This window comes from Pseudomonas sp. MIS38, assembly GCF_019891575.1.
In the GTDB taxonomy this organism is placed as follows: domain Bacteria; phylum Pseudomonadota; class Gammaproteobacteria; order Pseudomonadales; family Pseudomonadaceae; genus Aquipseudomonas; species Aquipseudomonas putida_A.
The window spans coordinates 1-1271 of record NZ_JAFLXF010000055.1 but is presented as its reverse complement, the minus strand read 5'-3'; the positions used below and the strand labels follow the sequence as shown (position 1 = coordinate 1271).

Sequence of the window (1271 nt, the reverse complement as noted above, 5' to 3'; positions counted from 1 at the left end):
TGGTGGACAGGTGTTCGGAGACATGGTGGACACTTTTTAATAGACACATTGCTCATCGCCAAGGAGATGACCTGTGTCTTGGGAAGAGGTGTCCACCGTGCAACTTCGCTCGGAATTCGTGTTTTTGGCTCGGCAAGAGGGGGCCAATATTCGGCTGCTTTGCCGTCGATTCAATATCAGTCCAAGCACTGCTTACAAATGGCTAAACAGGTTTGAAGCCTCAGGTGTTGAGGGATTGATCAACCAGTCTCGGCGACCGAAAACGTCACCCAAACGCTGTGTTGATGAGGTTGAGCAGCAGATTCTGACCGTGAGTCAGGAGTACGCGGCTTGGGGCGCTCGCAAGCTCAAGCGCGTGTTGGAAGACAACGGCGCAGTGATGCCTTCTGTCAGCACCGTGCATGCGGTTTTAAAGCGTCACTCGCGCGTTGATCCAAAGGCCGCTGAGATCAAGCCATTTATCCGGTTCGAGCATGAAGCTCCCAATGATCTTTGGCAGATGGACTTCAAGGGCCATATCAGCTTGGGCCAGGGCCGTTGCCATCCGTTGACGATACTGGACGATCATTCACGGTTTTCGCTGTGCATCGCTGCGTGCGCGAACGAGCAGCGCCAAACCGTTCAGGAGCATCTAATCCGGACCTTTCGGCGCTACGGCCTGCCTTTGCGCATGACGATGGACAACGGTTCGCCTTGGGGTGACCAGACAGGTGTTTATACCGCACTGGAGATCTGGCTGATGAGCCAAGGCATCAAGGTCGGCCACTCCCGACCTTATCATCCGCAGACCCAAGGAAAGCTGGAGCGCTTTCACCGCAGCCTTAAAAGCGAAGTTCTGCAAGGCCAGTTGTTCATCGATCTCGATGGCGCGCAACGGGCGTTTGATAGCTGGCGTGATATTTACAATCAGAAGCGCCCGCATCAGGCGCTGGACATGCAGGTTCCTGCGGCCCGCTACAGCAGTAGTCCACGGGAATATCAGGAGCAACCCGCGGCGCCGGAGTACAACGATGGCGATGTGATCAGGAAGGTTCAGGTGAAGGGCGAGATCTACTGGGGGAACCGTGAATACACAGTCGGAAAGGCTTTTCACGGGAGGTCAGTAGCTATCCGGGAAACGACGGAGGATGGCATCCACGATGTCTACTGGGGTAAACATCGTATAGCCAAAATCGACTTGAACTTGCAGATTGTCACAGCAGGTAAGAAGATCTAAAACCGTCCACCATGTCTCCGAACATGTGTCCACCATGTCTCCGGTACATACACCC

The 1271-nt window shown here is 54.4% G+C and carries 1 protein-coding gene; it reads left to right on the top strand.

Features of this window, described 5'->3' with window-relative positions; all coding sequences use genetic code 11:
* Window positions 1-73: 73 nt before the first annotated feature.
* Window positions 74-1216, top strand: coding sequence for an IS481 family transposase (locus J1G18_RS27815; RefSeq protein ID WP_135295291.1), 1143 nt, complete (start codon window positions 74-76; stop codon window positions 1214-1216).
* Window positions 1217-1271: the final 55 nt, after the last annotated feature.